This window comes from Streptomyces sp. NPDC060209 (assembly GCF_042728155.1).
GTDB lineage: Bacteria > Actinomycetota > Actinomycetes > Streptomycetales > Streptomycetaceae > Streptomyces.
In genome coordinates, this window is record NZ_JBHWZS010000003.1 from 48,241 (window position 1) to 70,704 (window position 22,464).

The window sequence follows — 22,464 nt, forward strand, 5'->3', positions numbered from 1 at the left end:
CATCGGGCGGCCGCACCCTGCATGCCGGAATCGAGCACGACATGCCGGGGGCAGAGTCACCCGCCGACTGACCCGCGGTGGGTTCACTCCAGAGGACCAGCCTCTGTCCTACTGGGATTCCTCGGAACCGTTTTCGCTCGCTCCAGCGATCTTACCGCCGACGTATACCACGCTCAGCGCGAGGGCGGCTGCACCGGCGGTTGCCACCAACTTCATCCCCGCCCCCAGGAAATGCTTGTTCTCGCTGTCCTTCTCGCCTACCCGCTGTACGTTTTGGTCGAAGCGGTCGTAAAGGGCCTCCCGTTGCTCCCAGCTAAGGTCGTCCCGACCGAGGTCGGCCTGCAGAGCGTCCCGCTGGTCCTGCGAAGCCTTATAGAAGTGATTCTGACTGTTCTCGTTGGCTGCGAGAGTGGACTTGTGGGCCTCTGTGACCGCATCGATGTCGGCCTTGCCCAGGTCCTTGAAGGCAGGGAACTGCTCGATGAGCTTGAGCCGCACCTCGGTGGCCATCTCGGGCATGGCTGCTGCGAACTTGAGCACCTTGTCCTTGGACAGGTTCCGCCAGTTCGGGATACCCAGCTTCCGCTTGACCGCCGCTTCGTTCACGTAGCCCATTCCCTGACCCCGTTCGTCGTGCCGTGAGGATCCTGGATAGTAGCGGTCCCCACCGACAAGCCCCTCTTCCTCGTCCTCGGCCTGCTCGCCACGACTCTGTGAGCCGTATCCGGGGGAAGGGGGGCAGGTGCACCCACTGTGCGCCAGTCAACGGCACGACCCGACCGATGGTCTCATGGTCGGGACAGCACGACCGCAGGAACCAGCTCGTCTCCGAAGGCCGGTCACGGTCGAGAACTGGGGCCGGCCCCAGTTCGAATCCGCAGATATCCATCTCGGCGAACGAGGCATGCTACGGCAACGCCACTCGGTCAGGATCCTGCATTCGTCGTCGGCGGACCCGCCACGCATAGGGGGTAGTCGTTCGGCCGAGCTCACCTCGACCTGCTCCGCAAATGAGTGCCGCCTACAGTTCGAGGCTGTGGTGACCTTTCGCTGCTGGGCATGGGCCCGACCGCTGCGTCTCCCTATGCTTCTCGTCATGGACAGCACCTGGACCGAGAGTGTCGTCAACGTCGTGGACGTCGAAGCGACGTGTTGGGCCGGTTCCCCGCCGCCTGGGGAGGCCAGCGAGATCATCGAAATCGGGCTCACTGTCGTCGACCTGAACATCGGCGAGCGCCTTGGTCGGCACCGGATCCTGGTGAGGCCCGCCTGGTCCACCGTCAGCGAGTTCTGCACGGAGCTGACAGGACTCACTCAGGACAAAGTCGATCAGGGAGTCTCCTTCGCCGAGGCGTGCCGACTACTGACGGCGGAGCACCGCGCAGGCACCAGGCCCTGGGCCAGTTGGGGCGACTACGACCGTCACCAGTTCGGAAGGCAATGCCAGGCCACAGGGACGCCTTACCCTTTCGGCCGTTACCACGTCAATGCAAAAACTGTCTTCACCAAAGTCGAGGGCCTGCGCAAGGCCCCTGGCATGGCACGCGCCCTGCAGATCGTGGGGCGGCGTCTCGAAGGCCGTCACCACCGGGGTGAGGACGACGCCTGGAACATCGCTGCTCTCGTACTCCACCTCCACGAGAGGGGAGACTGGCCGACCGCGGGAGGGCACCGCGCCTGACGTGCCGCCAGGGCGTGGGGCAGGGCATCCTGCAAGGTGCATGTTGCATGTACGACAACGGTGCCGGCTGCAAGGAGTGGCTGGTTGCGCCGATCGGCTCCGTCAGGTCTGTGGCCTTCAACCGGAGCCATGGATGGAACCGTCTCACGGCTTATCAATCAACGCATGACATCCTCAAGCGCTGAAGGTGACCCGAGTTTTCTAGTGCTGATACCACACGTATGGTCGGCTCAGTGACATATACGAGCGTGGAGCATGTCGGAAAGTCCGGTTCGGCGAGGTAACCCTCGTCATCTTCCCAGTTTTCTTCGATTGTGATTTTTCCGGGAGCCTGCATTCGTGCTAGATAGTATCTGCCTCCCTTGTAATCGCTTTGGCGGGCGTCGAATGGGATTTGCAAGGAGGTCGACAGGGCATCGCTTACCTCTTGCAAGCTCATTTTGTCGGAGCCGTAGAGGTAGTAGCGATGCCCCATGGTTTTCCTCCCGTTAGTTCCGCGGTGCGATGATACTCGGTGCGCGTCCGGTTGCGCTCTCAACGGAATCGTAGACCATGAAGTGAACTGGTCGCCCGGCTGCCTCTGAGAGTTCTTGAGCGAGTCGAGTGAGGCGCATCTTTCGCAGATTTTCGTCCGTCAGCTCGCCGGTTCGGGTGCCCTTAGATCGAAGGCCCACGCCGGCTTTCTTAGCTTGCCCGAAGACGTCTGCTCCTGCGAGTGCGATGTCGAAGTCACTCTCCGGTCGGAAAGGCTCCCCCGTCCTGAAGCTTCGTCCAGTGACGGAGCTTCCGTGAAATATGGCCGTGGAGTCATTGTAGCCAGCTGCGCGCAGGCCGGAGTAGATTTTTTGCGTGAATTGGCCGTATGTCCCCGCGCTGAAGCCGCGAGGAATATACGGGTTTGCTCCACCCAGTGCTGGATCGTCGGAGTGTGCTGCCCCTGGTCCGAATCGGCCTGGAGCCTTGGGCTCGACGGCTGCCCTGCGCCACCCGGTCAGTCCGCCGAGTCCGGTGACGGCGAGCTGTTGGGTGAGTTCGTCGGCTGCTTCGGCGTAGAGGTCGGCGAGTGCGTCGCAGCCTTGTTGGCGGAGCATGTATTCGGCGCGGTAGAGGCGGTAGGCGGGGCGGACGGGGAGGTACTTGTCGAGGAAGGCGCCGGCGCCGCCGTTCTGGCCGGTGACGGCGTTGTAGGCGTCTCCGAGGAACTGGAAGGGTGCCTTCAGCCCTTGGAGGAAGCCCGAGCCGAAGTCGCCGAGGATCGCTCCTGGGCTGTTGGGGTCTTCGGGGGTCCGGCCGCTGGGGTCGGTGAGCAGGGTGGGCTGGTTGTCGGCGTAGGCGTACGGGGACACGTTGGGGGTTGAGGTGCTTCGGGTTGCCGGGTCGGTGCTGGTGAAGCGGCCGGTGGCCGGGGTGTATTGGCGGGCGTGGAGGTCGATGTTGCCGGTGGTTGTTTCGTAGCGGGCGCCGGTGTAGGTGGGGGTGCTTGAGGGCGCGCCTCCGGTGACGGTGCCCAGGACGCGGGTGCCGTAGGGGTCGTAGGCCCAGCGCTGGTGGAGGGTGCCTGTGCTGCTGGTGACGTCGAGCGGGGAGCCCTGGGTGTCGTGGTGGTAGTAGAAGACCGCACCTGCACCGGTTTTGGTGGCTGCGGGCTGGCCGAGGGGGTCGTAGCGGTAGGACTGTTTGACGGTCCAGGCGCTGTCGTACTCGGTGGCGAGGATCGGCAGGGGTGCGTTGGGATCCCACTGGGTGCGGCTGGTGACCGCGCCGTCCTTGAGCGTGGCGACCTGGTTGCCACTGGCGTCGTGGTCGTAGGTGTGGTCGGTGCCCGCGACGGTGGCGGCGGAGATCTGCCCGGCCAGGTCGTAGGTGAAGGTGTTGGCGCCCGCCTTTGTCTGGTTGCCTTCCGCGTCGTAGTCGTACGCGGTGGTGGTTGCCCCGGCGGTGGTGGAGGTGAGCTGGTCGGCGTCGTCGTAGGTGTAGCTGGTGGACGTGGCGCCGAGGGTGGAGGTCAGGCGGTTGCCGACCTTGTCGTAGGTGTAGGACGTGGTGCGGGTCGCTGCGCAGCCGGTGATCCAGGGCTGGGGGTAGCAGCCGGAGGTGAGACGGCCCGCGGTGTCGTAGGTCTGGTCGTAGCCGCCGGTGCCGATTCCGGCCCGGGTGACGTCGACGCGTGTGGGCAGGCCGGCCGCCGACAGGGTCAGGGCGGTCTTGGTGACCGTCGTGCCCGCCTTGGAGGAGGTGACGGCTGTGACGCGGCCCGCCCGGTCGTAGGTGCGGTCCTCGGTCTCCGTGTTGGGCAGCGCCGTCTTGGTGAGGTTGCCCGCCGGGTCCGAGGTGTAGGTGGTGGTGGCGCCGTCGGCCGTCATGGTGGCGGTGCGGCCGTCGTTGTCGTAGGTGTAGCCGATGGTGTTGCCGTCGGAGTACTTACGGGTGAGCATCTGCCCGGCGGCGTCATAGGTGTAGGCGAAGCCGCGGGTCTTGGTGAGATCACCTACCGCGTTGTAGACGAAGTCCTCGGAGATCTTCGCGTTGGCACGGGCGGTCATCTGTCCGGCGTCGTCGTAGCCGAGGGTGACGTCCGGCGTGGAGTCCGAGTAGTCGATCTTGGTGACCAGGCCGCGGACGTCGTACGTCCGGGTGGTGGAGCCTCGGGGCGTCGTCACCTTGACCGGATTGCTGTCCGCGTCGTACGCGTACGACGTCTCCCGGTCCAGCGGGTCGGTGACCGACGTCAGGCGGTGCGCCGCGTCGTAACCGTAGGTGGTGACGTGGTCGTTGGCGTCGGTGCGACCGGTCATGTTGCCGACCGTGTCGTAGTCGTAGGTGGTGGCCGCGCCGCCGGGGGCGGTGACGGTGGTCAGCTGGTCGAGCTTGTCGTAGTTGTAGGTGGTGGCGCGCTGGTCGGCGTCCGTGCTCCTGGTGACGTTTCCGACGGCGTCGTGCTCGGTTCTGGTCACGTTGCCGAGCGGGTCGGTGACGGTGGTCGGGTTGCCCGACGGGTCGTAGTCGTAGGCGGTGGTGTACTGGGCGGGGGAGGCGCCGGTTGCGTTGCCGCGTGGGTCGACGGCGGTGGCTTGGCGGCCGTCGTCGTCGTAGGTCCAGGTGCCCTTGTTGCCCCCGGGCGAGGTGCTGCTGAGCAGGTGCCCGTCGGCGTCGTAGGTGTAGGTGCTGGTCTTGCTCAGCTGGTTGGTGCTGCTGGTCAGCCGATTGTTCTTGTCGTAGACCGAGAGGGTCGTCTTGCCTGCGGCGTCGGTGACCTTGGTGACGTTGTCGTTGGCGTCGTACGTGTAGCCGGTGGTGTGTCCCAGCTGGTCGGTGTTCACCAGAGGCCGGTTGATCGCGTCGTAGGTCGTGGTGGTGAACGCGCCGGTGGGACCGGTGACCTTGGTGCTGTTCCCTGCGGCGTCGTAGGCGTAGCTCGTGGTGTATGCGGCCGGGTCGGCGCCGACGGCGTTGCCGCGCGGGGAGACGCTGGTGAGCAGGCGGCCCACCTTGTCGTAGGTGTAGGTGGTCTTGTTGCCGGCTGCGTCCGTCTCGGAGGCGAGGTGTCCGGCTGCGCTGTAGGTGCGGGTGACGGACTTGCCCGCCGTGTCCGTCGTCCGGGTCAGGTGCCCGGCATCGTCGTAGGCGAATGCCGTGGTGTCGCCCTCAGGGTTCTTCGCGGTGAGGAGCTGCTCCGCGCCGTTGTAGGTATAGGCAGTGGTGCGGCCCAGTGGGTCGGTGGCCGAGCTGAGCAGCCCTCGCCCGTCGTAGGCGTACGCCGTGGTGTAGGCGGCTGGGTCGGCGTTGGTGACGTTGCCGCGCGGGTCCGTCTTGGTCAGGATCCGCCCGGCCGCGTCGTAGGTGAACGTCGCCTTCTCACCCAGGGGTGTGGTCACCGACGTGCGGTTCCCGGCTGTGTCGTAGCCGTAGGTGGTGACCTTGCCCCGCGGCGTCTTGACCGTCTGGATCGCGCCGAGTGTCGTGTACGTGTAGACGGTGGTGCCGCCGAGCGGGTCGGTGGTCGTCGTCAGCTGGTTCGACGTGTTGTACGCGTACGTGGTCTTGTTGACGCGGCCGTCGGTGTGGCTGGTGATGTTGCCCGACGTGTCGTAGGTCCAGATTTCCTTGTAGCCAAGGCTCGCAGGTGAACTCCGGGTGAGCATGCGGCCGGCGCTGTCGTACGTCATCGACGTGGTGTTGCCGCGCTGGTCGGTGATGCCCACGGGTCGCAGATTGCGGTCGTAGTCGTAGGTGATGCTCTTGCCGTACGGGTCGATGGTCGACATGAGGACGTTGCCGGAGTACACGTCGGTCCACACGCCGCCGTCGGGCGCCGTGGTGTGGGACTCGCGGCTGCCGTCCCAGGTGAACGTGGTCGTCTTGCCGTTCTGGTCGGTCTGGGAAGTGATCCGGCCTGCGGTGTCGTAGGTGTTGCTGACTTTGCCGCCTGCGGGGTCGGTGTAGGACGACAGTCGCTTGTTCGCGTCGTACGTGTAGGAAGAGGTTTTTCCGGCGGGGTCGGTCACCGAGGTCAGCAGGCCATTGGTGTAGCCGTAGGACACCGACGTCGTGTCCGGCAGGGCCACCTTGGTCAGGAGCCCGTCCGTGCCGACCGTGAACGTCGTCGTGCGTCCGGCGGCGTCCTTGACGGAGGCGAGCTTGCCGGACGCGTACGTCAGGTTCAGCCCCTTTCCTGCCTTGTCCACGACGGAAACGAGCTGACCACCGCTGGTGAAGGTCCGCTTGGTGTGGTCGGGCGTGGTCAGGATGTAGTCACTGGTGCCTTTGACCAGCTTGGCCGCCGACCCGGCCGGAGCTCTGTACGTTCCGTCGCTGTTCTGCGTGAACACGAACGACGCCCCGTCGTCCACCCGGTAGGTGACCTTTCCCGTCGCGACCGTGAGCTTCGAGTCGAACGGTGTTGCCCAGCCGCGGCCCAGCAGGCCCGCCGTGGCCGAGTCGGAACGGTACGTCCGCTCCAGGGCGAAGGGCACACCTGGGCCGACCAGGGAGGCGTCGGTGAGCTGCTCGAAGAACATGCCGGTCGCCGTGTTGACCGGGTCCGCACGGTGAGCCTGCGCGTAGCAGGTGCAGATGCCCGCCTGTGCTCCGGGAATGTCAGGCGTGTAGAAGGCTTCCACCAGGGGCGAGGTGGTTCCGCCCGGACTCGAAGACCCGTCCGTGCCGGTGAGGAAGATCCAGGCGTAGTACTTCTTGCCGTCCTCGAGATGCCCCCCGAGCGTGCTGCCGCTCCACCAGAAGCACTGGTCGGCGGGGTAGGCGTTGCCCGGCCACCACCCGTAGCACCAGGCGCCGTTGTCGAGGTAGCGGCCCGAGGGGTCACCGGTGGTGCGCTTGATCTCCTGCTGGTGGACGTAGTTCCCCGCCTCGTCGCGGACGTAGAGCCACATCCCGGACACCTGGGATGCCGTCGTGCCCGCAGGCAATTGCAGCTGCCCGCCGATCGACAGCATCGCCGGGTAAGCAGTGGCGTACGCGCTGACCCACGTGGGATTCCCGGTTGCCTGTGCGCCGAACGGAGTTGCCGATCTGCTGGCGGCCGGGCCCCGGTCGGCTGGTTCGGTGGGGCGGGGGTGCGGTGTACCGGACGGCTTCTCTGCGCGCGGGTCGATGTATTTGTGCATGGGCGACAACTCGCCCCGGTCCCGCTTCACCTGCTGGCGTCTCTCGGCCAGCGTCATGGCCTTGGGCGGCTTCGGGAGGTCCGAAGCGGTCCTCGCCGCGGCCGTCCGTATGGCAGACGATGGGGGTATGGAGGTCTGTTGGCCTCCGGGAGATGCCCAGGAGGGGATGACCCCTGCGACGGCCAGGAGAGCCAGAGCCAGGAGTGTCGTGAGGAGTCTTCGCGCTTGTGTGCGCACAGTGCATCACCCGTGAGTAAGTCGTGAACAGAGTCGGGGTGATGCTTGATCCAAAAGCGGATCGAACTAACGCACGGCGGCGGATGGGGCTGGATCCCGACGTGTCGCACCGAACGGCGCCCGGAGTGTCCCCTGGTCGCAGGGCCAACCAGCCGCCCCATGATGGGCGATTGGCGTGAACACGCCTTCCTGTCCTGGAGGCGGTAGTTGAACACCCGGAGAGCAGCCAGCCAACCCTGGGTTTCTGTTCGGAGACTGGCGTGATTGTGGCGACTGGTGGGGGAGTGGAAGGTGCGCCTCGTTCGCGGACCTCGCTTGTTGTCGACGTGCGGGAGCGGAGCTTCTAGTGGCGCTGTGGCTTCGCGGACCATGATCGGCCGGGTGCCGGCAACTGTCGTTGATGACGCCCTCGACCGGGCGGTCGGTGACTGCCCCGCGGGCCGGCGCGAGGCCGCCGAGGACAGGGCCGGACGCACCGAGGATCACCGTCGACGGCAGGGTGCTGAAGGGATCGGCCCATCTGGCCGCTACCCACAGGCGCCTGCTCTCCGCGGAGTTCCTCCGTACGGGTGCGGGGTGTCGTCGGCTGGCTGGCATGGCCCGTGATGTTGTTCGGACAGATGGTGCGGGGCACGACAGGTGAGTTGGCGTCCGGAGCCGGCGGGGGCGGACCCGATGGGTGACATGGCTTCGGCGGCCTGTTCGCCGGCTGTCAGCCATGACGCTCGTTTGACGCTCCAGGCAGCCACACGCAGGACGACGAGCTGAGAAATGGTCTCTGACCTGGTCTTTTCCATCACGCCCTCAGGCCGACATCTTTTCGATGACACATCAGGTGGAGTGCGTGGCGAACCTGGACCCAGTCCGCGAGGACGGCTGACTGCATATTCAGGCACGCCGCGTCGATGACGCTCGTCCTGAGGGTTCATCACATCAGGCTGGGCGCATGGGCGAATTTGCAACGGCCTGCTGCGCAGGTGGATGGCAGAGGGCGTCCCCGCCTGGTCAGCCGTGATGAGGAGGGCTTCCGCATATCAGCGCCACGATCTGGGCAGCAGCGGCGCGTGGCCGTGCGACCCACGGGTGGAAAGGCTGTCGACACCCGCCCCGCTCCTCCTGGATCATGTGCGGCATGAGACAGGATGAGGTCTGGGACGCCGATGCGGCCCAGAGCTACGACACGCCCGGCACCGGCATGTTCGCGCCTGACGTCCTCGGGCCGACTGTGGACACACTGGCGGAACTCGCCGAAAGCGGGAGAGTGTTGGAGTTTGCCATTGGCACGGGCCGGGTGGCCATCCCGCTCGCGGCCAAGGGGGTTGCGGTCACTGGCATCGAGCTGAGCAGACCCATGGTCGAGCAGTTGCGCACGAAGGCCGACGAGGAGGCGATCCCCGTCGTCCTGGGCGACATGGCCACCGCAAGCGCTCCCGGCGCGGGCTGCTTCCAGCTCGTCTACCTGGTCTTCAACGCGATCTCCGTGCTGCAGACCCAACCCGAGCAGGTCGAGTGCTTTCGCAACGCAGCCCGCCATCTCGCACCCGGTGGCCGGTTCGTGATCGAACTGTGGGTGCCCGAAGTGCACAAGCTCCCGCCGGACAGGAAGGCCGTGGTCTGCCAATCCGAGCCCGGCCACATCAGCTTGGACACCTACGACGTGCTCACTCAGCACGTTGTCTCGCACCACTTCGACTTCGAAGAAGGCAAACGGACTGCGGAGTTGTTCCAAAGCCCGCACCGCTACATCTGGCCATCGGAACTCGACCTCATGGCACAGCTCGCCGGGTTCGAACTCGAATCCAGGCATGCGGACTGGCAGGGCGCTCGGTTCACCGCCGACTCGGGATCCCACGTCTCGGTCTACCGACTCCCGGGCGGTGGAGAATAGGCTCCGGCCAGCGAGGCGACGAGCTGAAACGCCCCTCCGGCACCAGCTTCACTGCCCGTTCCTAGTGCCGCCCACGCACAGCCCGACACGAAGGAACCGCCCGCCCCCGCCGCGCCCTGGCGCATCGCCCGATGGCCCGATGGCCCGGCGGCCTGGTCGCACTCGCCGTCCAGTACGGACACCTGCGCACCCCGCTGGTCTCCGGCGGACGCGCCTCCCGCAGCCGCGGCGGGATCCAGCACTTCCTGGAGGGGCATGGTGCGGGTCGGTGGCGGTACGCCGTCACGATGCCCGGGGCCCAGGGCTGCCGCCCGGTGGATCAGCCGCAGGTCGTCGCGTTCCGGATGACGTACTGCTCAAGCGCGGGGCCGATTGCGGGCCGAACCGGTGTGACTGAGTGCTTCAGCCGGCCACTGAGCAGTTTTGTTGGCGGCTGTTGTGGTGCGCTGAGCATGAATCTGCGTCGTCGAGATCAGAGAATGAGGACGCTTCACCTGGCGACCGGGGCTACTCCAGCCACGCTCCCTCGCGCATGAGGACTCTGCCGCGCAGTTCCGGCTCGCCGCGCCAGGCGAGCACGGTCTTCGGCGTCACGCGTATATAGAGAAAAGAGACTTCCTCCACACGTGGGTCCCACCCGAACTTTTCGGCGAACGCATCCGCGGCGTCCTTCGGCACGCCCCGGTCCGAGAAGCACTCCGCCTTCCCTTGCAGGAGCACCACATCGAAGGTGTCCGGCAATGCCAGGCGCACACGGGGCTCCGATTGCACGTTACGCGCAGTAGCGGAGGTCTCGCCGGTGCACATCCACACGGCCTGCCCGTCCCACCAGAACCACAGCGGCACCTGATGCGGGCCGTGATCCGGATGAGCCGTCGATACCCATATGTCCCGTTCTCTGGAGAGCCGTTCAAGAGTGTCGCGCCTGCGCTCCGGCACATCACGACGAGCGATTCCCGTGGTCTGCATGAACGCCGACCCTAATCAGCGGTTCCCTCGCGCGCATGAGGCGTTGGTCCTACTCCCGGCGACCGACGAGCCGCTCCGCCCGCAGCCCGGGGGTGTGGCCACCTGTGACGCTCAGGCCGACAAGCTGAGTGCTGAAGCACGGGTGGCAGCGCATCTACGAGCGTCACATCGGTGGTACGGCTGTAGGTGGCCACGGTGATCTCATCCCCCGACTGCGACCCACGCGCAGGTAGAAGCGGCGGCGGAGAAGATCAGCGAAAGAGGCCCGCGAGCCGCACCGTCCTGGCCACCAGCTAGGGCTTAGCGCCTCGGCCGCCGGACGGCAGCCTGATCACGCGCGATGTTCACGACCCGACCGGCACCCCAGGCACTTCGGCATGAAGTTTTCTACCTCGTTTTCGTGCCGCGTCATGCAGCCGAGTCTTCCCGCGCCCGGACGGAGGGGCGGTGAGCCGCGCGCGTCCTGGCGTACGGGCTGGGTCACGAGGTGCCGGGCTCCTCCAGCGCCACCACGACCATCACCGGAAGATCGGTGTCCTGCTGGATCACACCGGCGGTCAGGATCCGGCCGCCGAGGGTCCACTTCTTCACCCGGATGAACTCGTCCTTGTCAGCCGCCGTCTGCTCGGCCTCGACGAGATGGTCGGCGAGAGAGGACTCCTCGATCTCGGGCAGAAAGTCGGCCAGTGCCTGCTCCTCCTGCTCGTAGACGGCTTTCACGTCGTCGAAGTAGCCCGACTCGTCGACGTCGCGGATCCGGACGGCGAACGAGACGCAGACGGCCCCACCGCCGAAGGTCTGGACCCAGCCCCCGACGCCGCCCTTGTCCCACGACGTCTCCACGCCGTCACGGGGCTTGCCCCCGGGCGTCCACTCCTGAGCCAGGAACCGCGCCGCCGCGCCCTCGGCGGTCAGCGGGGCGAGGCCCCGGAGCTCTTCCAGCATTGCGATCACTGCAGCCATGAACTCATTCCACTCCCAACGTTGCCGGGCACGTGATGCGCCCTCAGCTGCGCGCCGGCATAAGCCTAGTAGGGCTTTGTTGGGTGGTGTCGTAGGTCTGCCATGGGGTGGGTTGTCGGCAGGTGGGGCAGGTGCCGGTCCAGGTGGCTAACAGGTGCTGGAGAAGGGCCAGGGCCTGGTAGAGGGTCAGGCCCTGGCAGGGACTTTTGGGCAGGACCGTCCATCACGGCGGTGAACTGCGTGCGATCGTTGGTGTTGCCGTCCGTCAGGACGAAGGTGAGTGGGCGGCCAACCGCGTCGCAGGCAAGGTGAATCCTGCTGGCCAGGCCGCCCCGGGGCCGGCCGCGTGCCCTGCTGCGTAGCCCCCTTTTTCGCGCCCCGGCGGCGTGCTGGTGAGCCCGAACGATCGTGGAGTCGACCGACACGAGCCAGTCGATGTCTCCGGCCGCGTCAGCCCTCGCCTGCGCAGCCCGAAGCATCCGATCGAACGTGGAACCTGCGGCCGATCAGCGACCGCGCCTGCGAACCGTGGCTTCCTGTTGCGCGTCACGATCGGCTCGCTCGGGATGCCGCGGCGAGGTCGGCGGCGGTCCAGGCCATCGCGATGGCGCCGTCGAGGACGGCGCGGTCGGCGGCCGGTGTGATGCACGCGGCGGTGAATTCCGGCTGGTGGTTGACCGCGGGTGCGCAGTCCAGTCCGAGCATGGGGTGGATGGTGGGCACGACGTGGGAGACGTTGCCCATGTCGGTGGCGGCTCCGACGGCTGCGCCGCCGGGCAGGTCCGCGAAGGTTCGGCCGAGGGCCTCTGCGTTGGTCCGGTACAGCGCCAGAAGCCGGGGGTCGGGTCGCAGGTCGGCGTAGTCGGGGCCGGCTGGGGCGATCGAAAGTTCACATCCGGTCGCGAGTGCCCCGGCTTCGAAGCAGCGCTGTACGCGTGCCGTGAGCGGTGCGAGCGCCGCCAGTCTGTCCGAGCGGACGACCCATCGGCCTCGGCTGGACTCCGGGATGATGTTCGCCGCGCTGCCGGCTTCAGTGACGATGCCCTGGATACGGTCCCCGCTCGTGGTCTGCTGGCGCATCAGCCCGATGGCCACCTGGGCGACGGTCATGGCGTCGGCGGCGTTGAGGCCGCGTTCGGGATAGGCACCCGCATGCGCGGGCCTGCCGCGGTAGGACACGTCGAACATGGAGACCGCCGAGCCGGGCATGGCATCCATCTCGACGGCCGCGGGATGCACCATCATGGCGGCGTCGAGTCCGTCGAAGGCTCCGCGTTCGAGCATCAGGACTTTGCCGCCGCCGCCTTCCTCGGCCGGTGTCCCGAGCACGGTGACCGTGATTCCGAGGTCGTCGGCGAGGCCTGCCAGCCCAAGGCCGGCGCCCACCGCGGCGGCAGCGATCACGTTGTGCCCGCAGGCGTGGCCGATCTGAGGCAGCGCGTCGTACTCCGCGCAGACCGCGATGTGCAGCGGCCCGGAGCCCACGGTGGCACGGACCGCGGTGGGCAGGCCGTAGCAGCCGTGTTCGACCTCGAATCCGGCTTCGCTCAGGTGCTGGGCGACCCAGTCACTGGCTCGGATCTCCTGGAAGGCGAGTTCCGGGTGGGCGTGGATCCGGTGGGACAGATCCACCAGTCCGCGTTCCGCCGCCCGGATCCGCCGCTCGATGACACTCTTGGGATTCATGTGGTCCTCACGACGCCGGCTGCGGGGCGATGTGGACGGTGGCCGGTCGGGTGGCGGCGTCATAGGCCGCGGTCGCACCCGTGGCTCCCATGCCGCTGTCGCCGGCGGGTTCGTAGAGGCGTTCGGGGCCACCGCCCTGCCACTGATTGATCCAGACGACGCCTGCGGGGATCCGGGCGGCCGCGGCGATGTGGTCGGGGTCGTTGGTGTAGACCGTTGCGGCGAGGCCGAAGCGCGACCGGGAGGCACGCTCTAGGCCCTCCTCGAAGGAGGAGACGACCACGACGGGGGCGAGCGGGCCGAAGGTCTCCTCGTTCATCGCCAGCATCGACTCGTCGACGCCGGTCAGGACCGTGGCCGGGTAGAAGAAGCCCTTGACGTCCGGTTCGACCCCTCCAGCGCGGATCGTCGCACCGCGCTCGACCGCGTCGGCGACGTGCCGCCGGACGGTGTCGCGCTGACGCTCGTCGACCAGCGGGCCCACCATGACGCCTTCGTCGTGACCGTCGCCCATGGTGTACGTCCCCGCCGCCCGCACCAGGGCGTCGATGAACTCGTCGGCGATCTCCTGGTGCACGTAGACGCGTTCCATGGACGTGCAGATCTGCCCGGTGTTGACGAAGGCGCCGAACGCGACGGCGGCGGCCGTGGCGGCGGGGTCGACGCCCGAGTCGATGACGACGGGGTCCTTGCCGCCGAGTTCGAGCACCGCGCGGTGCAACAGCCTGCCGGTGCCCGCTCCGACTTTCCGGCCGGCCTCGACAGATCCGGTGAAGTGCACGAGTTGGATCTGCTCGTGCTCGGCCAGGGGTACTCCGGCACGCGCATCGCCGAGGACCAGGTTCACCACCCCCGGCGGCAGGTTTAGCAGCTCGAAGAGCCTCACGGCCGACAGCGGGGAGCGCTCCGAGGGCTTGACGACGACCGTGTTGCCGGCCGCCAGCAGGGGGCCGAGCGCGCCGAGAACCATGGGAACCGGGAAGTTCCACGGTGTGATCACCGCGGTGGCTCCCAGCGGGTGTCGCAGGATCCTCGTCGCGCTGCCGTCCGGGTGGCTGACCGTCTCCTCGAAGCCGTACGACAGCGCCTGGGTCGCCGCGGCCTTGAGACCGGCCACCGCACCGTCGATGAAGGTGCGGCCGATCCCGGTCGGCTTGCCCATCTCCCGGCACTCGAGTTCGGCGAGTTCCCCGGCGTGCTCGGCGATGGTGTCGGCCCATGCGGAGATGAGCGCGACACGCTCGGCCACGGGCAGCGCGGCCCACGCGGGCTGTGCCCGCGCCGCTGCGGCCACCGCGCGGTCGATGTCGCCCCGGCAGCCACCGGGAGCGCGGGCGACGACGTCCTCGGTCGCGGGGTTGACGACATCGATCAGTGCGTCATCCAGGGAGTCCTCCCAGATACCGCCGACAAGGTTCTGCAAGGTCTTCATCGGGAAGCAGTCCTCCGTGGACAGAGCGGGGAGCGTGGCAGTGACACGGCCCGCTGAGAAGGTTCGGCAAGCGGGGGTTGTGTCAGGCGATCCGGTCGGCCATGAGCTCACCCACCATGATCGCGGCGAGATTTGTGTTGGCGCGGGGCACGGTCGGAAAGACCGAGGCGTCGACCACGTGCAGGCCGTCCACGCCGAGGACGCGGCACTCGCTGTCAACGACCGTGCCGGGATCGCTGGTCGCGCCCATGCGGCAAGTGCTGGTGCCGTGCTGCGCGTCCACGACCGTGGCCAGCAAGTGATCGTCGAGTGCGGTGTCGCTCTCCAGCGCGCGGAACAGAGCCGCGTTCTCCTTCTCGAGCGAGCCGGCTGTGATCTCCGCGACCTCGGGCCGACAGGCCACGTCGACCAGGGCCCGCACACCGTGGCGCATGCGGGCGAGGTCCCGCTCGTCGGACAGCATCCGCTGCTGCACCAGCGGCTGGTCGGAGGGGTCGGCCGAGGCCAGCGTCAGCACGCCGCGGGAGTAGTTCTGGTTCAGCCAGATCCCGAAGGCTCCAGCACTGGTGCCGGTCGAGGCGGTGGCCATGGCCAGCACGTTCTGGTTGAGCGAGACGAACATCAAGTCGTTCTGCGGGGCGCCGGAGCCGCTGGTCCATCGGACGCAGACGTTGGTGTGACGATCGTGCGGCGTCTTGACCGCTGCCGCATCCGTCAGCGGGATCGACACCAGAGCCATCGGGTGGTCCTGCATGCCGAGCCCCACCGGAAGGTCGTTGCGCACGTCGATGCCCACAGAGCGTAGGTGAGCCGCGGGGCCGATGCCCGAGCGCATGAGGATCGCCGGGGAGTGGATCACACCGGCACTGAGGACGACCGTGTCGGCCTGCTCGGTCACCAGCTGCCCGTCGACGAGCAGCCGGACTCCCGCCGCCCGGCTACCGGCGAAGACCACATGGTCCACGAGAGCGTCTCCGCGGATGGTGAGCGTGCCCAGTTCCCGGGCCGCCTCCAGGTACGCGTCATTGACCGTCACCCGCCGACCATCACGCGAGTTGATCGGGTACGGGGAAACGCCGGTCGCCGAGGGCGCATTGACGTCCGGGGCCCAGCCGAAACCGGCCGCGAGAGCGGAACGGGCCAGAGCGGTGTCAACGGCGCCCCACTGGTCCTGCGGCATCCGGTGGATCGGCGTCGGCCCACCGCGGCCGTGGTGCGGCTCGTCACCGAACTCTGTGTCGTCCTCCAGCTTCGCGAAGTACGGCAGGACATCCTCCGGTGACCAACCCGAACAGCCAAGGGCCGCCCAGTCGTCGAAGTCCGCCATCGGCGGCCGGATCGCGATCTGTCCGTTGACCGACGAGCTGCCACCGACCCCCCGACCGCGCCAGTAAGGCGCCTGCTGCTGCTTGTCGGTGCGGGAGGACGTCAGCCCTGTCCACAGCAGCCCCTCGGCCGCTGTGGGATCCATCAGCGCGACCACCGGGTTGGGCGAGCGCCACGCCTCATGCATCTGCGCCGAACGGTAATCGGGGCCCGCCTCCAGCAGCAGGACCCGCTTGCCCTTCTCCGCCGAGCGAACCGCGTACGCCGCGCCCGCGGATCCCGCCCCCACCACGATGACGTCCCAGCCGCCACTCGTCATATCTCGTCTCCCGCCGTAGGGTGATCGGTCGTGGCCTCGGAGGTCCGCAGGCTTGCCTGGTACTGTCCACTCGAGTGCACGGTTCAGTCAATACTGAACGTTCAACTTATTCTGATTCTTGGAGGCCCTCGGTGTCCCAGGCGGCCGAGGGCGTCAACGGAGACGACGCACTTGTCGAGGAGTTCGGCATGCATGTCGGCCGTGCGATGGGCTGGCCACCGATGGCCGGCCGGGCGGCCGGCCTGTTGATGCTGAGCGAGAACCCGATGACCCTCGCCGAACTCCAGGACGCCCTCGATGCGAGCAAGGGGTCGATTTCGGAGATGACGCGGCTGCTCATCACCAACGGCACCGTGGAGCGCTACAAGGAGGCGGGGCAGCGGCATTTCGTCTACCGCTGGAGAGAGGACGCCTGGGTCGGGTGCCTGCAACACATCGTCGCTTCGACTGCACAGCTGCGCGAGCTTGCCGAACAAGCACAGGTGCGAGGCGCCAGGATGACGGCAGTGCAGCAGCACCGGATCGGCGAGATGCAGGAGTACTACCGCTTCATGGTGAGCCATCTCGAGTCGCTGCTGGCGGAGTACACCGCCGCGCGGGAATCTCGCAGGACGCAGCCGTAAGGGCCGGTCGACCGAGGATGGGCCACGGGGTATCCGAGGCGGGTGGCAGCCGGTCGGTCGCCAGGAATGGGGGCGCTCATCCATCGCGGCGTCGTCGAGGTGGTGCGCTTCGTGGCAGACGGTTGTCGCGCCCACCACCCCGAGCCGGCCGAGCATGGAGCAAGGCAACCTATGGAGAAGGTCGGCGCGCCGTGGAGAGCGACCGGCTGGGGGCACGCGCTGTGCCCCGCCGCCTCTGGTCGGGGCATGGTGCGGGTCGGTGGCGCTACGCCGTCACGATGCCCCGGGGCCACGGCTGCCGCCCGGTGGATCAGCCGCAGTTCGTCGCGTACCGGATGACGTACTGCTCGGGCGCCGGGCCGATTGCGCCGGACCAGTCGATGCAGGTCCCCTTGCCGCTGATGTACACGGGACCCGCGTAGCTGGTGTACGTGCCGTGGTCGTCCACGGCGGTGTCTCCCTGGTTGGCGAGCTGGAATCCCGCGTAGATGTAGACAGCCGTACCCGGCGTGTTGCGAATGGTGACGATGCAGTTCTTCCCAGTGGCCGCGCTGTAGGTCAGATACGTCATTCCCCGGGTACCTACCGCGCCCGCATTGACGACGGAGTACCCGGCTCCGCTCAGGCTCGGATCGTCCGGCGGAGCGGGTAGTCGGTGTAGCCCTCGGCCCCTGGTGTGTAGAACAGTTCCGGGCGCGGCTCGTTTTCCGGGTGCTCGCCCTGCCAGCGCTCGACCAGGTCCGGGTTGGCGATGGCAGCCCGGCCCACGGCCACGACGTCGGCATGTGCGGCCTCGATCAGCTCCACCGCCTCCTTGCGCGTGGTCACCGAGGAGGAGCCGCTGTTGGCCATCAGCTTGCCGCCGAACCGCCGGCGCAGTTCTTGCACCAGCTCGCCCTCAAGATCCTCGTGCAGCACGGAGAGATAGGCCGGACGCAGCGGACGCAGCTGGTCCAGGAGGGTGCCGTACGTGGCCAGCACGTCCTCCCGGTCGGTCTCCAGGGCATCCTGAATGTTGCGCTCAGGCGAAATCCGCAGCCCGACCCGGTCAGCACCGATGGCCTCGGCCACCGCGGTTACCACCTCGACGACGAAGCGGGCCCGGTTTTCCGGCGAACCACCGTACGTGTCGGTGCGCCGGTTGGACGCAGGGGAGAGGAACTCGTGCAGTAGGTAGCCGTTGGCGGCGTGGATTTCCACTCCGTCCAGGCCGGCTTCGACCGCCCGGCGCGAGGCGGCGACGAAGTCTTCAAGGGCTGCGCGCGCCTCCTGTGCGGTCAGTGCTTGCGGTACCGGGTAGGGCTGCTTGCCCTTCTCCGTGTGTCCATGGCCGTTGATGGCGATCGCGCTCGGAGCCAGGACACGCCGACCGCCGTTGACGCCGGGGTGGGTTACCCGGCCCCCGTGCACGACCTGCATCACGATGCGGCCGCCGCGGGCGTGCACTGCCTCGGCCACCCGACGCCAGCCGGCCACCTGCTCGTCGGTGACGATGCCCGGCTGTCCCACGAAGGCCTGCGACTCATGACTGGAGTAGGTGCCCTCGGTGACGATCAGCCCAAGGCCTGCCCGCTGCTGGTAGTGGTCGACCATCAGGTCGCCGGGGACGCCGGAGGAACCCGACCGCATTCGGGTCAGCGGGGCCATGGTGATGCGGTTGGCCAGCTCGATGGCACCGAGAGAAATTGGAGTGAAAAGGAGTGAGATGACGGACCTTTGAGGCATGGCTTCCCTCCGGAACGAGTGCATACAAGGGAACTCTCTCGATCGGCCAGGTGGATCTGGCCCGGTGGATCTGGCCAGGTTCCCCAATGGCCTTGGCGGACGTGATGGGCGCTCTTGGCGGATTCCCCGCTGACGTGCAGCGCGCGAGGCGTTCGGTGTCGTGTTCGGCCGGGTCGAGCCGCAGGTGCGATGGCGGGACGGCGGGCGCTCAAGGGGGCGGCAGAGAACATGACAGAAGCCCTTCGCCGGCGTGCTCGCCCCGTCCGGGCGGACGTCCCCAGTCCGGTCACCGCGCTACCCGGACAGGAAGGACGTGTCCACCTGGGTGCAACACACCCAGGTGCCGCCCGGCTCCGCCACCCCGGGCCGGTCGGCCTGCTCAGAGGTCCTTGATCTGCGTGTCGGCGATGGCGAGGGCCAGTTCGGGGCCGTAGGCGGAGGAGGGGGCCTGGAACCCGGGTGTGAAGGAGCCCGTCAGTACACGGCGGGCGATTTCCACGGATGACAGCTGTGTGAACCGGTAGCCGGTGGGTGTGTCGATCAGGCTGCGGGCCACGCTGCCGTCCCGGCCGGTCACTTCGGCGACGATCTTGCTGCGTCCCACCTCCCGCTCCTGGGCGGTCGGTCCGTCGGGCAGCGTCGAGAGGTCCAGGTCGATGGGCAGCGGCCGGCCGGCCTGTACGTACACCTCGATGGACGGGATACCGGTTGCGACATGGCTGGTGATCAGGTCGCCCATGGACGCGGACACGCACTCCTCCAGACCCGTGTCGCCGAAGTCGAACGAGGCGACCTCGGGCTCCGGCAGGGCGACGATGTCTCCGTCGGTGCGGACCAGTACGCCCAGGTCGCCGATGCCTTCGGTGGCGCTGATGATGGACCCGCGGGAGAAGAGATTCAGACCCTGTGCCTCTTCGGGGGTGGCGCTGAGGAGTTTGAGGGCGATACGCAGGCTGACCGGGTCGGCGACGCGGGCCGCGGCATGGGCGGCGACGCAGTCGCTGGGTACGACATCCCAGCCGACGCCGGACATGACCATTACGCCGGCTGCTGCGGCCTTGACATGGAGTGAACGCGCAGTGGCGAAGATGTCGTATTCGGCGGTGGTGTCGAGGTAGTGCACGCCCTTGTCGATGCATGCGTCCATCAGCGGGCGTGCGGTACGGCGGAAGGGGCCGGCGACGTTGAGCACCACCGTGATGTCGTCGAGTGCGTCGCGCAGCAGTTCGGGGTCCTCGACCGTGAAGGCGCGGCTCTCGACGTCGAGTTCCTTGCCGAGCACGGCAATGCGGTCCTGGTTCCTGCCGGCCACGACGACGTCGAGGCCCGACTGCTTGGCGTGCTCGGCGACGAGTCGTCCGGTATAGCCGGTGGCTCCGTAGACGAGCAGGCGGGGGGTAGCTGCCATGGTGTTGCTCCCAGAGGAAGGTGAGGGCCGAAGAGGGCAGGCCGTCCGGAGCGGTGGCGTGCTCGGCGGTGCGTGCCTCACATCCAGGCTAGGAGCAGATCCGGACAGGTACGGTCCTGGTCTCTCACCGGCCGGTGCCTGGGGTCCGGCCGCTGCTTGTTACTGCGGCTCGACCGGGCCCGGTCGCGGTGCTTCGTTACCGCGGTACAGGGCGTCGAGGCGGGCGAGCAGTGCTTCGCGGACGGAGTCGGGCGACAGGACTTCCAGTGGTGTGCGCAGGCTCAGCAGGTAGCCCGCGAGCTGGTCGGGGTCGGAACCGCCGATGGTGATGATCGTTTCGTTCGGTCCGTCGGCTTCGTGAGTGGCGACGATGGGCGCCACCAGCCGTCGGGCGTCGTCGAAGGACAGCGGAAGCCGCACGCGGGCGAAGAACGGGTACCCGGTGCGGGTGATGGTGTCGGAGACCAGCTGCGCGGCATCCGGAGCATCGGTCAGATGGATCACTTCCCCAGTGGACTCGGCTGAGACCACCCTGTCGACGCGGAAGGTTCGCCAGGACGAGCGTTCGACGTCGCGGGCCACGAAATACCAATGGACGCCGGTGTAGACGAGACGGTGCGGATCGACACACCGGACAGTGGCCGTGCCGTGCATATCGCGATAGGTGAGCGTGGTGCGCTCGGATGCCCGGCACACGGAGGCCAGCAGCAACAACACGTCCGCGGATACCCGTGGTGCCTCGCAGCGCGGGGTGTGTTCGACGGTGGCGTCCAGGCCCGCCAGGCGCTTCGCCATCCGGGTGGGAAGGATCTGCCGGAGCTTCAGCAGCGCCGACAACGCCGCCGGGTCGGCGCCGAGTGCCGCGCCGTGTGCCGCTTCCCTGAGCGCCAGGGCCACCGCGAAGACCTCGTCGTCGTCCAGGTTCAACGGGGGCATACGGTTGCCCGGGCCGAAGCGGTATCCGCCGCCCGGGCCTGGGATCGACTCCACGCCGTAGCCGAGCTCACGCAGCCGGTCGATGTCCCGGCGTACGGTGCGCTCGGTGACGTCGAGCCGCCGTGCCAGCTCCGCGTTCGACCAGGTGGGCCTGGACGAGAGCAGTGACACCAGCCGCAGCAGCCGGGCAGAGGTAGCGATCACGGAACGAACCTACCCGGGAGCCGAGGGCGGCGGCGCTCCGCGGGCATCTCGGTCGGCGTGGAACTACGGCACCTCTGTGTCGCCGCGTCTGTGGCACATCATGCTGTGGTTGCGCCCCGTCCGACCGGCGCCACGAGGGACTCGATCGCCGCGGCGCTGGCGCTGCCGGGCTCGGGAACGCCGACCAGGAGCTGCTGTCCAGGGGCGTCATGGACGTCGAAGGTCTGGTAGGTCAGTTCGATGCGACCGGTCTTGGGAAGCACGAAGACCTTGAAGGCGCGGGCCATGTTCTCCACTTCGTTCTCCTGCCACAGCTGCCGGAAGTCCGGTGACGCCTGTGACATCTCGGACACGAGGTCGGTGATGTCGGGGTCGTCGGGGAACCGGCCCGCGTGCAGCCGTAGCGCGTGCACCGTGGCGCGCGCCACCACGGGCCACTCGACGAAGACCTCGCGCGCACGAGGGTGCTGGAACAGCACGCGGACCATGTTCGAGGTGCCGTCGAAGGGGGAGAGGAGTGCGGTGGCGACGGAGTTCTTCGCGAGAACGTCGAAGGCGGGGCTCAGCACGTAGGCGGCGGCGGCGGGGAACGCGTCCAGCAGGTTCAGCAGGGAGGGGTGGACCAGGTCGCGGCCCGCGGCCGAGGTGAGCGCCGGGTGCAGGCCCGCCAGTCGGAAGAGGTGGGTCCGCGCGTCCGGTGTCAGCCGCATCGCCCGCCCCACCGCGTCGACGACCTGCGACGAGGGATTCCGCTCACGCCCCTGCTCCAAGCGCGCGTAGTAGTCGACACTCACCCCGGCCAGCACGGCTACCTCTTCCCGGCGCAGTCCTTCTACTCGGCGGCTGCCGCCACCGGCGGGCAGACCCACGTCGGCAGGCTCGGTGCGGGCGCGGTTCGCACGAAGGAAGGCGCCGAGTTCGTTCTGTGCTTGCTGCATTTTCCGACCTACTGGCTGGTGAGGGAACGGCGGGAGGGAATGACGAGGTCGGCGGCGCGGCCGGTTCTACCGGGCTCTGCGCCTGGCTGCCAGGACGGTGGGAGCCGTCCGCATCAGATCCTCACGATCCGAGGCAGGATAGTCCAATCACTCTCGGCCACCGCCCGTCCCGCAGAAGCATCATGAACGGGCGGCCCCGGAAACCGGGCCGCCGTTTCCTCCCGGATGCCCGCCATCAACATGACGAGCAAGGTTTCGGGATCCGTGGTCGTCCGGAAGGCCTCCGTCACGGCCGGCCTGCTCTGCTGGTCGCGCTGCTCGACTCGGGCGAGCACGAGGTCCTTCTTGCTGGGGAAGAGCCGGGGGCGGCGGCTGGGTGCCCGCAACGCTCCCGCCGCGGTGGGAACAAGCCTCAGCGCAGCGGGGCACCCCAGGGACCTGGATCAAGGCAGAGCGCGCGGTGCCGGGACGGTCATGGCCGGTATCTCCGCCCATGGTCTGCGAC

Annotated in this window: 16 protein-coding genes and 1 pseudogene; 4 read left to right on the top strand and 13 right to left on the bottom strand. The window is 67.8% G+C overall.

The genetic code is table 11. The features are described from left to right. Nucleotides 1-108 precede the first annotated feature (108 nt). Nucleotides 109-606, bottom strand: coding sequence for a hypothetical protein (locus ACFWFI_RS01245; protein ID WP_387384096.1), 498 nt, complete (start codon nt 604-606; stop codon nt 109-111). 490 nt (nt 607-1,096) lie between these two features. Between ACFWFI_RS01245 and ACFWFI_RS01250 the strand changes: the two genes are divergently transcribed. Continuing rightward, on the top strand, nt 1,097-1,681 hold the full coding sequence (locus ACFWFI_RS01250) for a 3'-5' exonuclease (RefSeq protein ID WP_383114485.1): 585 nt from the start codon (nt 1,097-1,099) through the stop codon (nt 1,679-1,681). Between the two features lie 47 nt (nt 1,682-1,728). Further along, complete coding sequence (locus ACFWFI_RS01255; protein WP_387384098.1) at nt 1,729-1,866, top strand: hypothetical protein; 138 nt, start codon at nt 1,729-1,731, stop codon at nt 1,864-1,866. 303 nt (nt 1,867-2,169) lie between these two features. Here ACFWFI_RS01255 and ACFWFI_RS01260 read toward each other — a convergent pair whose 3' ends face one another. Then, on the bottom strand, nt 2,170-7,362 hold the full coding sequence (locus ACFWFI_RS01260; protein ID WP_387384100.1) for a DUF6531 domain-containing protein: 5,193 nt from the start codon (nt 7,360-7,362) through the stop codon (nt 2,170-2,172). 1,312 nt (nt 7,363-8,674) lie between these two features. On the opposite strand from ACFWFI_RS01260, the gene ACFWFI_RS01265 reads away from it, so the two are divergent. After that, on the top strand, nt 8,675-9,430 hold the full coding sequence (locus tag ACFWFI_RS01265) for a class I SAM-dependent methyltransferase (protein WP_387384102.1): 756 nt from the start codon (nt 8,675-8,677) through the stop codon (nt 9,428-9,430). 507 nt (nt 9,431-9,937) lie between these two features. Here the strand turns inward: ACFWFI_RS01265 and ACFWFI_RS01270 are convergent. The 6 genes and pseudogenes from ACFWFI_RS01270 to ACFWFI_RS01295 form a co-directional block, all read right to left on the bottom strand. Further along, the gene (locus ACFWFI_RS01270; RefSeq protein ID WP_387384104.1) at nt 9,938-10,399 is read right to left on the bottom strand and encodes a pyridoxamine 5'-phosphate oxidase family protein; all 462 of its coding nucleotides are present in this window, start codon (nt 10,397-10,399) and stop codon (nt 9,938-9,940) included. Between the two features lie 480 nt (nt 10,400-10,879). Further along, entirely contained in the window at nt 10,880-11,362 is a 483-nt protein-coding gene (locus tag ACFWFI_RS01275) for a hypothetical protein (RefSeq protein ID WP_387384106.1), read from the bottom strand. A 221-nt stretch (nt 11,363-11,583) separates the two neighbouring features. Next, nucleotides 11,584-11,865 (bottom strand): annotated as a pseudogene (locus tag ACFWFI_RS01280) (transposase); the annotation flags it as partial. 43 nt (nt 11,866-11,908) lie between these two features. Next, nucleotides 11,909-13,048, bottom strand: a complete 1,140-nt coding sequence (locus ACFWFI_RS01285; RefSeq protein WP_387384108.1) for a M20 family metallopeptidase — start codon at nt 13,046-13,048, stop codon at nt 11,909-11,911. A 7-nt stretch (nt 13,049-13,055) separates the two neighbouring features. Continuing rightward, on the bottom strand, nt 13,056-14,480 hold the full coding sequence (locus ACFWFI_RS01290) for an aldehyde dehydrogenase family protein (RefSeq protein WP_387384110.1): 1,425 nt from the start codon (nt 14,478-14,480) through the stop codon (nt 13,056-13,058). 82 nt (nt 14,481-14,562) lie between these two features. Beyond that, a complete protein-coding gene (locus ACFWFI_RS01295; protein WP_387384112.1) occupies nt 14,563-16,125 on the bottom strand; it encodes a GMC family oxidoreductase in 1,563 nt (520 codons plus the stop codon). 131 nt (nt 16,126-16,256) lie between these two features. On the opposite strand from ACFWFI_RS01295, the gene ACFWFI_RS01300 reads away from it, so the two are divergent. Further along, nucleotides 16,257-16,748 (top strand): GbsR/MarR family transcriptional regulator, encoded by a 492-nt coding sequence (locus ACFWFI_RS01300; protein ID WP_387384114.1) that lies wholly within the window; start codon nt 16,257-16,259, stop codon nt 16,746-16,748. Nucleotides 16,749-17,058: 310 nt separating this feature from the next. On the opposite strand, the gene ACFWFI_RS01305 is transcribed toward ACFWFI_RS01300, so the two are convergent. From ACFWFI_RS01305 to ACFWFI_RS01325, 5 genes are all read right to left on the bottom strand, one after another. Continuing rightward, nucleotides 17,059-17,319: a hypothetical protein gene (locus ACFWFI_RS01305; protein ID WP_387384116.1), complete on the bottom strand. Its 261-nt coding sequence runs from the start codon at nt 17,317-17,319 to the stop codon at nt 17,059-17,061. Between the two features lie 50 nt (nt 17,320-17,369). Continuing rightward, complete coding sequence (locus tag ACFWFI_RS01310; RefSeq protein ID WP_387384118.1) at nt 17,370-18,473, bottom strand: alkene reductase; 1,104 nt, start codon at nt 18,471-18,473, stop codon at nt 17,370-17,372. A gap of 379 nt (nt 18,474-18,852) precedes the next feature. After that, nucleotides 18,853-19,881 carry a saccharopine dehydrogenase family protein gene (locus ACFWFI_RS01315; protein WP_387384119.1) on the bottom strand — a complete coding sequence of 343 codons (1,029 nt, stop codon included), beginning with the start codon at nt 19,879-19,881 and terminating at the stop codon, nt 18,853-18,855. A 159-nt stretch (nt 19,882-20,040) separates the two neighbouring features. Next, nucleotides 20,041-21,021: a helix-turn-helix transcriptional regulator gene (locus ACFWFI_RS01320; protein ID WP_387384121.1), complete on the bottom strand. Its 981-nt coding sequence runs from the start codon at nt 21,019-21,021 to the stop codon at nt 20,041-20,043. 98 nt (nt 21,022-21,119) lie between these two features. After that, nucleotides 21,120-21,959, bottom strand: coding sequence for a helix-turn-helix transcriptional regulator (locus tag ACFWFI_RS01325; protein WP_387384123.1), 840 nt, complete (start codon nt 21,957-21,959; stop codon nt 21,120-21,122). Nucleotides 21,960-22,464: the final 505 nt, after the last annotated feature.

What these genes read in the sequence shown, in the direction of transcription:
- ACFWFI_RS01265 (WP_387384102.1), top strand. Translation starts at nt 8,675, where the DNA reads ATGAGACAGGATGAGGTCTGGGACGCCGATGCGGCCCAGAGCTACGAC.
- ACFWFI_RS01285 (WP_387384108.1), bottom strand. Translation starts at nt 13,048, where the DNA reads ATGAATCCCAAGAGTGTCATCGAGCGGCGGATCCGGGCGGCGGAACGC.
- ACFWFI_RS01315 (WP_387384119.1), bottom strand. Translation starts at nt 19,881, where the DNA reads ATGGCAGCTACCCCCCGCCTGCTCGTCTACGGAGCCACCGGCTATACC.
- ACFWFI_RS01325 (WP_387384123.1), bottom strand. Translation starts at nt 21,959, where the DNA reads ATGCAGCAAGCACAGAACGAACTCGGCGCCTTCCTTCGTGCGAACCGC.
- ACFWFI_RS01260 (WP_387384100.1), bottom strand. Translation starts at nt 7,362, where the DNA reads ATGACGCTGGCCGAGAGACGCCAGCAGGTGAAGCGGGACCGGGGCGAG.
- ACFWFI_RS01290 (WP_387384110.1), bottom strand. Translation starts at nt 14,480, where the DNA reads ATGAAGACCTTGCAGAACCTTGTCGGCGGTATCTGGGAGGACTCCCTG.
- ACFWFI_RS01305 (WP_387384116.1), bottom strand. Translation starts at nt 17,319, where the DNA reads ATGACGTATCTGACCTACAGCGCGGCCACTGGGAAGAACTGCATCGTC.
- ACFWFI_RS01250 (WP_383114485.1), top strand. Translation starts at nt 1,097, where the DNA reads ATGGACAGCACCTGGACCGAGAGTGTCGTCAACGTCGTGGACGTCGAA.
- ACFWFI_RS01275 (WP_387384106.1), bottom strand. Translation starts at nt 11,362, where the DNA reads ATGGCTGCAGTGATCGCAATGCTGGAAGAGCTCCGGGGCCTCGCCCCG.
- ACFWFI_RS01255 (WP_387384098.1), top strand. Translation starts at nt 1,729, where the DNA reads ATGTACGACAACGGTGCCGGCTGCAAGGAGTGGCTGGTTGCGCCGATC.
- ACFWFI_RS01295 (WP_387384112.1), bottom strand. Translation starts at nt 16,125, where the DNA reads ATGACGAGTGGCGGCTGGGACGTCATCGTGGTGGGGGCGGGATCCGCG.
- ACFWFI_RS01310 (WP_387384118.1), bottom strand. Translation starts at nt 18,473, where the DNA reads ATGCCTCAAAGGTCCGTCATCTCACTCCTTTTCACTCCAATTTCTCTC.
- ACFWFI_RS01270 (WP_387384104.1), bottom strand. Translation starts at nt 10,399, where the DNA reads ATGCAGACCACGGGAATCGCTCGTCGTGATGTGCCGGAGCGCAGGCGC.